Raw genomic sequence first — 7,785 nt, forward strand, 5'->3', positions numbered from 1 at the left:
ATAAGAGACAGGGGCAGGGCCCGGAAGGTGACGACGGCCAGGGCCGGGCCGGTCACCAGGGCCAGGCCGGGGGAGTCCTCGATGTGGCGGGCGATCTCCTCGGCCGTGTCCAGGCCCCGGTCGATCGCGGAGCGGAAGGCGTCCGCCCCGAAGGTCCGCAGGGACAGCCACAGGCGCAGCGCGCGGAACTCCCGGGTCTGCTGGACACCCCACTGGAGGTAGTCCACCCCGTCACCGGCCACCCCGTCACCGTCCGCCTCGTCGTCGGCGGCCAGGTAGGAGGGGAGTTCCACGCCGAACGCGCGGCGCAGGTGGGCGGGTTCGCGCAGCAGCACGCAACTGGTCTCGGCCGGCTGGAAGAGCCACTTGTGGGCGTCCACGGTCAGCGAGTCGGCCAGTTCCAGGCCGGCCAGGGCCCGCCGTCCACGGCGGGTCAGGGCCGCGGGCGCGCCGTAGGCGCCGTCCACGTGCAGCCACAGGCCCTCCTCGCGGCAGAACCGGGCCAGCTCGGGCAGCGGATCGACGGCTCCGGTCGCCGTGGTGCCCGCGGTGGCGACCACGAGGAACGGACGCAGACCCCGCCGACGGTCCCTGGCCACGCGCTCGGCGAGCGGGCCGACGGCCAGCCGCTGGGCGCGGTCGCTCGGCAGCGTCCGCACCCGGTCCGTGTGAAGCCCCAGCACGTGCAGGGCGCGTGGGACGGAGAAGTGCGTCTGGTCGCTGACGTACGCCGTGGCCGCGTGGGCCTCGGTCCCGGCGCGCGCGTCGCGGGCGGCGGCGAGCGCGGTCAGGTTCGCCAGGGAACCGCCCGGCACGAACAGCCCGGACGTTCCCTCGGTGAGGCCGAGCAGCTCCACCAGCCAGCCGACGGCGGCCGACTCGATCGCGCTGGCGGCCGGCCCCGTCAGCCGCCATCCGGTCGGCACCGCGAACCCGGTGGCCAGGGCGGCGCCCAGCACGCCGGGGAAGGTACCGGGGCTGGGCACGAAGGCCAGGAAACCCGGATGGTCCGGATGGGCGTTGCCCTCGCGCAACAGCGGGTGCAGCTCGTTCAGCAGCGCGACCGGATCGTCCGCCGGCGCGGTGGGAACCGGCTGAACCCGAAGGTGTGCCGCGGCCGCGGCCCCGTTCGCGGACACCGGCGCGTCGCCGCGGGGAGCCGCGACGTGATCGATCAGCATCTCCAGCGCCGCCAGGCCCATCGCCCGCATGCTTTCGACGGTCAGCAGCAGCGACGACTCGGGCCCCTGGTAGGGCGGCTGTCGCGCGGTGACGGTCTCGGTTTCCCGTCGCGAAATCGTCAGTTCCCTCACCTGCTCCCGGTACGCCCCGCCACGCCGGGCGTGGCCGCCCGCGCGAGGCCGTGAACTCGCACAGTGCGACGATACGGCCACGCAGCGGGAAGGGAAACGGGCCGAACGTCGCACCCGGTGGGCCCGCCGCCCCGGCGACCTGATCGGCATCTCCACCTGGGACGAGACGCTGCTCGCCGCCGTCGAGTCCATGCGGCCCGCCAGGGCGCCGGGCGCCGCCAGGGTGGTCCAGCTGACGGGCGGCGCCGGAGACCCCCAGGGCCGGGTCCGGGCCACCCGCCTCACCGCCGGGCTCGCCGAAGTGACCGGCGCCACCCCGCTGTTCGTCCGCGCCCCCGGCGTGGTCGGCTCGACGGAGGCCCGGCTCTCGCTGCTCAACGACCCCGCCGTGCGCGAGATCAGCCAGGCGTGGCAGCGGCTGACCGCCGTCCTGGTGGGCATCGGCAGCCTGGAGCCCTCGCCGCTGCTCCGGCTCAGCGGCAACGCGGTGACCGAGGAGGACATCGCGCGGCGGTGCGTGGCCGCTGGATCACCGCCCTCGTCACCGGCATCACCACGGCCCGCCGCCTGCTCGACGGGCCGTGAGCCGTGAGCGCGAGCCGGCGCGGCCATCGGGAGGGCCCGGGCGGCCTGTTCGGGTGGCCCGCCGCCGTGGCGGCGCGCGAACGCGGGGGCGGCGGTGCAGCATTCAGCGGTCGTTACCGTCGACGCGCCCCCTCGGCGTGCCTCCCCGGAGGTGGAGACCGGCATGCAGGACACCCCGCCCGGCGCACCCGGCCACCCCCCCGACCTTGACGCCGACGAGCTCGCCGCCCTCGACGCCCACTGGCGCGCGGCCAACTACCTGACGGTCGGCCAGATCTACCTGCTGGCCAACCCGCTGCTCGCCGAACCGCTGCGCCCCGAACACGTGAAGCCCCGGCTGCTCGGGCACTGGGGCACCTCGCCAGGACTCAACCTGGTGTACACCCATCTCAACCGGGCCGTCTCGGCGCGCGACCTGGACGCCGTCTGCGTCTGGGGCCCCGGGCACGGCGGCCCCGCCGTGCTGGCGGGCTCCTGGCTGGACGGCAGCTACTCCGACGCCTACCCGGACGTCACGCGCGACGCGGCCGGCATGGCCCGGCTGTTCCACCAGTTCTCCTTCCCCGGCGGCGTCCCGAGCCACGCCGCGCCCGACACCCCGGGATCGATCCACGAGGGCGGCGAACTGGGCTACTCCCTCGCCCACGCCTACGGCGCGGCGCTGGACAACCCGGAGTTGCTGGTCGCCTGCGTGGTCGGCGACGGCGAGGCGGAGACCGGCCCCCTGGCGGCCGCCTGGCACTCCACCAAGTTCCTCGACCCCGTGCACGACGGCGCCGTGCTGCCCGTCCTCCACCTCAACGGCTACAAGATCGCCAACCCCGCGGTGCTGGCCCGTGTCCCCGAGGCCGAGCTCGACGACCTGCTGCGCGGCCTCGGCCACCACCCGCTCCACGTCACCGGCGAGGAACCGGCCACCGTGCACCGGCTGATGGCCCACGCCATGGACACCGCCCTCGACCGCATCGCCCACATCCAGCGCGCCGCCAGGGCCGGGGACGCCACCGGGGAGCGCCCCCGCTGGCCGCTGATCGTGCTGCGCACCCCCAAGGGCTGGACCGGCCCGGCCGAGGTCGACGGGCTGCCGGTCGAGGGGACCTGGCGCGCCCACCAGGTGCCCCTCGCGCACGTCAGGGAGAACCCCGTCCATCTGCGGCAGCTGGAGGAGTGGTTGCTCTCCTACCGGCCCCGGGAGCTCTTCGACACCCGGGGGCGACCCCGGGAGCCGGTGCTCGCCCACACCCCGCACGGCGACCGCCGGCTGGGCGCCAACCCGCACGCCAACGGCGGGCTGCTGCTGCGCACGTTGCCGGTTCCGCCGCTTGAGCGGCACGCCGTCGCCGTCGACACGCCGGGCGCCACCGCGCACCAACCCACCCGGGTCCTCGGCGGCCTCGTCGAGCAGGTGCTCGAAGCCACCGCCGAGCGCCGCGACTTCCGTCTCGTGGGGCCCGACGAGACCGCGTCCAACCGCCTACAGGCCGTCTACCGGGCGACCGGGAAGGCGTGGCAGGCCGAGACCGTGCCCACCGACGAGCACCTGGCCCGCGACGGCCGGGTGATGGAGATCCTCTCCGAGCACACCTGCCAGGGCTGGCTGGAGGGCTACCTGCTCACCGGCCGCCACGGACTCTTCTCCTGCTACGAGGCGTTCGCCCACATCGTCGGCTCCATGGCCAACCAGCACATCAAGTGGCTGCGCGCCGCCCGCCGGGTGGAGTGGCGCGCGCCCGTCGCCTCGCTCACCTACCTGCTCACCTCGCACGTGTGGCGGCAGGACCACAACGGCTTCTCCCACCAGGACCCCGGCTTCGTCGACCACATCCTCAGCAAGAGCCCCGAGGTCGTGCGGGTCTACCTGCCGCCGGACACCAACACGCTGCTCGCCGTCGCCGAACACGTGCTGCACAGCCGCGACCACGTCAACGTCGTCGTCGCCGGCAAGGACCCCACCTTCGACTGGCTCGGCCTCGACGCCGCCCGCGCGCACTGCGCCCGCGGCGCCGGGCTGTGGGAGTGGGCCGGCACCGAGCGCCTCGGCGAGGAGCCGGACGTCGTCCTGGCCTGTGCCGGCGACGTGCCCACCCTGGAGGTGCTGGCGGCGGCGGCGCTGCTGCGCCGCCACCTGCCAGACCTCGCCGTCCGGGTCGTCAACGTGGTCGACATCGCCCGCCTGATGCCGGCCGAGCAGCACCCGCACGGCATGTCGGACCACGAGTTCGACGCCGTGTTCACCCGCGACCGGCCGGTCGTCTTCGGCTACCACGGCTACCCGTGGCTCATCCACCGGCTGGCCTACCGGCGCGCCGTCCACCCGCACCTCCACGTGCGCGGCTACACCGAGGAGGGCACCACCACCACGCACTTCGACATGGCGGTCCGCAACGGCATCGACCGCTACCGCCTCGTCATGGACGTGCTGGACCGGGTGCCGGGCCTCGCGGTGCGCGCCGGCGGGGTGCGGCAGCTGATGGCCGACGCCCACCACCGGCACCACGACTGGATCCGCGCGCACGGCACCGACCTGCCCGAGGTCGCCGGCTGGACCTGGCCGGGCTGAGCGCCCGTCAGGCGTGGGGGACCGGCTCCGGCTCGGTCATCGCGTCGATCCGGAGGCCGCGGGCGGTGGTGGCCTCCCGCTCGATCATCACCTCCACCAGCACCGGGCGGCTGGTGGCGGCCGCCTCGCGGCGCGCCCACTCGATGGTGCCGGCGAGGTCGCCCGGCTCGTGGACGCGGCGGCCGCGGCAGCCGTACGCCTCCATGATCCGCACGTTGTCCGTGCCGTACTCGTCGTAGTGGATGTCGACCTCGGTCTCCATGCCCAACGCGTCGGCCTCGGCCTGCCGGATCAGGCCCAGGTACTCGTTGTTCAGCATGATGATCACGAACGGGATGTCGTACTGCGCGGCCACCGCCAGCTCCTCGACCAGGAACTGGAAGGAGTAGTCGCCGACCACCGCCACCACCTCGGCGTCGGGCACGGCGGACTTCACGCCGATGGCCGCCGGTATCTCCCAGCCGAGCGGTCCCGCCTGTCCGCACACCTGGTAGTGCCTGGGCAGGTGGGCCCGCTGGAACTGGCCGCCCCAGATCTGGTAGAGGCCGATCGCCGTGACGAAGTAGGCGTCGGGCGGGAAGACCGCGTTGATCTCCCGGTAGACGCGGGGCGCCTTGATCGGCACGGTGTCGTAGTCGTCCCGGCGGGTCAGGGTCCGCCTGAGTTCGCCGACCCTGGCGACCCACGCGGCGTGGTCCCCGCGCGTGCCCCGCTCGCGCGCGGCGTCGAGCAGCGCGTCGAGGAAGAGCCGGGTGTCCGAGACGATGCCCAGGTCGGGGCCGAACACCCGGCCGATCTGGGTGGGTTCGATGTCGACGTGGATGAACCTGCGCCCGCCCCGGTAGACGTCGAGGGCGCCGGTGTGCCGGTCGCCGAACCGGGCGCCGAGGGCCAGCACCAGGTCGGACTCCAGGAACGACTGGTTGCCGTACCGCTGGCTGGTCTGGATGCCGGTCATGCCGGCGAAGAGCTCGTGGTCCTCGGGGAAGGAACCCTTGCCCATCAGGGTGGTCTGCACCGGGACGCCGAGCAGTTCGGCCAGCTCGCGCAGCGGCTCGTGGGCGTCGCCGAGGATCACGCCGCCGCCGGCCAGGACCAGCGGCCGTTCGGCGGCGAGCAGCATGTCGAGCGCGCGCTCCACCCGCGGCCGGTGCGGCTCGACGCGCGGCACGGGCAGCGGGGCGTCGAGCTCCGGGTCCCACTCGATCTCCTGCCGCTGCACGTCGAGCGGCAGGTCGATCAGCACCGGGCCGGGACGGCCCGAGCGGGCGATCCGGAACGCCTCGCGGAAGATCCACGGGGCCTGCGCGGCCTCCTTGACCTGGACCGCCCACTTGGTGACCGGCGTGGCGATCGCCACGATGTCGACCGCCTGGAACGCCTCCTGGTGCAACTTGTCCGAGACCGCCTGGCCGGTGACGCAGAGGATCGGGATGGAGTCGGCCTGGGCGGTGTAGAGGCCGGTGATCATGTTGGTGCCGGCCGGGCCCGAGGTGCCGACGGCCACCCCGACCCGGCCGTTGGTGCGGGCCCACCCGTCGGCCATGTGGGTGGCGCCCTCCTCGTGGCGGACGATCAGATGCCTGATGTCGCTCTTCTCCAGCGCCGCGTAGAGCGGCAGGATCGCCGCTCCCGGGCAGCCGAAGGCGACGTCGACGCCCTCGGAGACGAGCACGTCGACGACGGCCCGCATGACGGGGACTCTGGCCATGGTGTGACTTCCTCTCGGGCGTGGATCGGGCACTGGCCGGACACGGGAGGCGGGGGCGGCCGCCGCCCCCCGTGCGGCGGCGGCGCGGAGCAGCGGACCCAGCACCCGCGAGGCGTACCCCGCGACCAGCGCCATGACCCCGGCCGCCGCCAGCGCCACGGCGGCGCCCCCGACCGCCGCGACCAACACGCCGGTGGCCAACGGCGCGACGGTGGCCACCGCGCCGGAGGCCGTGTTGAGCACCGTGCCGACCCGGGACTGGAACGCCGCGGGCGTGACGGCGATGGCCCGGGCCGCCAACAGCACCGCCAGCGTGGGGACCAGCAGTGACACGGCCGCGAACAGCACGCCGTAGGTCCACGGCCGGGTGGCGGCCGTGAGCCCAAGGGCCACCAGGACCACGGCCCACGAGACCAGCGCGGCGAGCCGGGCGGCCGGAATCCTGGCGGCCAGCCGGGGCGCGAGCAGCGCCCCCGCGACGCCGGCCGCGCCCGACACCGCGAGCACCGTGCCGATGGCGGCGGTGCCGGCGCCGTGCCGGTCCAGCGTGAAGACCGCCCCGTAGTAGAGCGCGGCCAACACCCCGTTCACCCCGGTCATCCACCACAGCACGGCCCGCAGGAACGGTTCGGCCCAGACGAAGCGCAGTCCCTCCCGCAGGTCGGCGACGACGGCCCGCGCCCCGCGCCGCGCCTCGTCACGGCCGTCGTCCCGCGCCTCGTCACGGCCCGCGGCACCGGGAGCCAGCGAAGCGCGGGTGCCGCGGACGCAGCACACCGCGACCGCGTAACTGACGGCGTCCACGAGGAACGGCAGCCAGCGCGCGGTCCCGAACAGCGCGCCACCCAGCACGGGCCCCACCACCTGCGCCCCCTGCTCGCCGGCCTGGAGCCGGGCCACGGCGCGCGGGTAGCCGGTGGGCGGGACGACGGCCGCCACCCAGCCCTGCGCGGCCGCCGCGTAGCAGGCGGTGGCGACCCGCTCGACGGCCACGGCCGTCACCAACGCGGCCAGCGGCGGCCGTGGGAGAGCGGCCAGCAGCGCGATGGCCCCCATCGCGGCGGCGGCGGTGAGCGCGCACCAGGTCATCACCGCCCGCCGGGAGCCGCGGTCGGCCAGGACGGCGGCGAAGGGGCCGGCCAGCAGCCCCGCGGCGAGGGACGCCGAGACCACGGCCCCCGCGACGGCCGCGGTGTGCCCCAGGGCGAGCAGCAGCAGCGGCAGCACCACGCCCGAGGTCTGGGTGCCCAGGGAGTCGCTGACCGACGCGGTCCACAGGAGCCGGAAGTCACGTGACGAAGGCGTGTCCGTTCTGTGGGCCTCGACCATGCCACCTCTCTCCGTCACGGGGAGACGGACACTAGGAAAGCCGGGGTGGGCCGACAAGGACGCGCGTAGACTCCGCGCCAGTTCCGGGGCCCCCGTGTGCTGAAGTGATGGATGATTTGCGAAGAGCCTCCTCCGGGGCCGTGACGAGGGCCGGGTCGGCCCGCCGCCCGCCCCGGCCCGTTTGCGCACCTCCCCGGAGGGCTTCCCGCCGCGGAGTCCGCCCGCCGTTCGCACGCGGCGTGGCCGCGGAGGCGGTGGCGAACTCCCGGCGCGGGTGGGGGTGGTGG

The 7,785-nt window shown here is 74.9% G+C and carries 4 protein-coding genes and 1 pseudogene; 2 read left to right on the top strand and 3 right to left on the bottom strand.

From position 1 onward, the window contains the following. Positions 1 to 1,313 (bottom strand): pyridoxal phosphate-dependent decarboxylase family protein (locus E1283_RS27615; protein WP_243745146.1); only part of this gene is annotated, 1,313 nt, incomplete at its 3' end. On the opposite strand from E1283_RS27615, the gene E1283_RS27620 reads away from it, so the two are divergent. Further along, entirely contained in the window at positions 1,270 to 1,905 is a 636-nt protein-coding gene (locus E1283_RS27620; protein WP_132820883.1) for a sugar-binding domain-containing protein, read from the top strand. The two genes, E1283_RS27615 and E1283_RS27620, sit on opposite strands and share 44 nt — an antisense overlap. Before the next feature lie 156 nt (positions 1,906 to 2,061). Further along, a complete protein-coding gene (locus E1283_RS27625) occupies positions 2,062 to 4,458 on the top strand; it encodes a phosphoketolase family protein (protein ID WP_132820884.1) in 2,397 nt (798 codons plus the stop codon). Between the two features lie 7 nt (positions 4,459 to 4,465). On the opposite strand, the gene gcl is transcribed toward E1283_RS27625, so the two are convergent. Together gcl and E1283_RS40010 are read right to left on the bottom strand one after the other, a co-directional pair. Continuing rightward, positions 4,466 to 6,169 carry a glyoxylate carboligase gene (gcl, locus tag E1283_RS40005; protein ID WP_165956263.1) on the bottom strand — a complete coding sequence of 568 codons (1,704 nt, stop codon included), beginning with the start codon at positions 6,167 to 6,169 and terminating at the stop codon, positions 4,466 to 4,468. 213 nt (positions 6,170 to 6,382) lie between these two features. Beyond that, positions 6,383 to 7,498 (bottom strand): annotated as a pseudogene (locus E1283_RS40010) (MFS transporter); the annotation flags it as partial. Between the last annotated feature and the right edge of the window lie 287 nt (positions 7,499 to 7,785).

The organism is Streptomyces hainanensis (assembly GCF_004348415.1).
Classification (GTDB): domain Bacteria; phylum Actinomycetota; class Actinomycetes; order Streptomycetales; family Streptomycetaceae; genus Streptomyces; species Streptomyces hainanensis.

Coding starts and splice junctions, on each gene's coding strand:
- E1283_RS27625 (WP_132820884.1), top strand. CDS start 2,062: ATGCAGGACACCCCGCCCGGCGCACCCGGCCACCCCCCCGACCTTGAC.
- gcl (WP_165956263.1), bottom strand. CDS start 6,169: ATGGCCAGAGTCCCCGTCATGCGGGCCGTCGTCGACGTGCTCGTCTCC.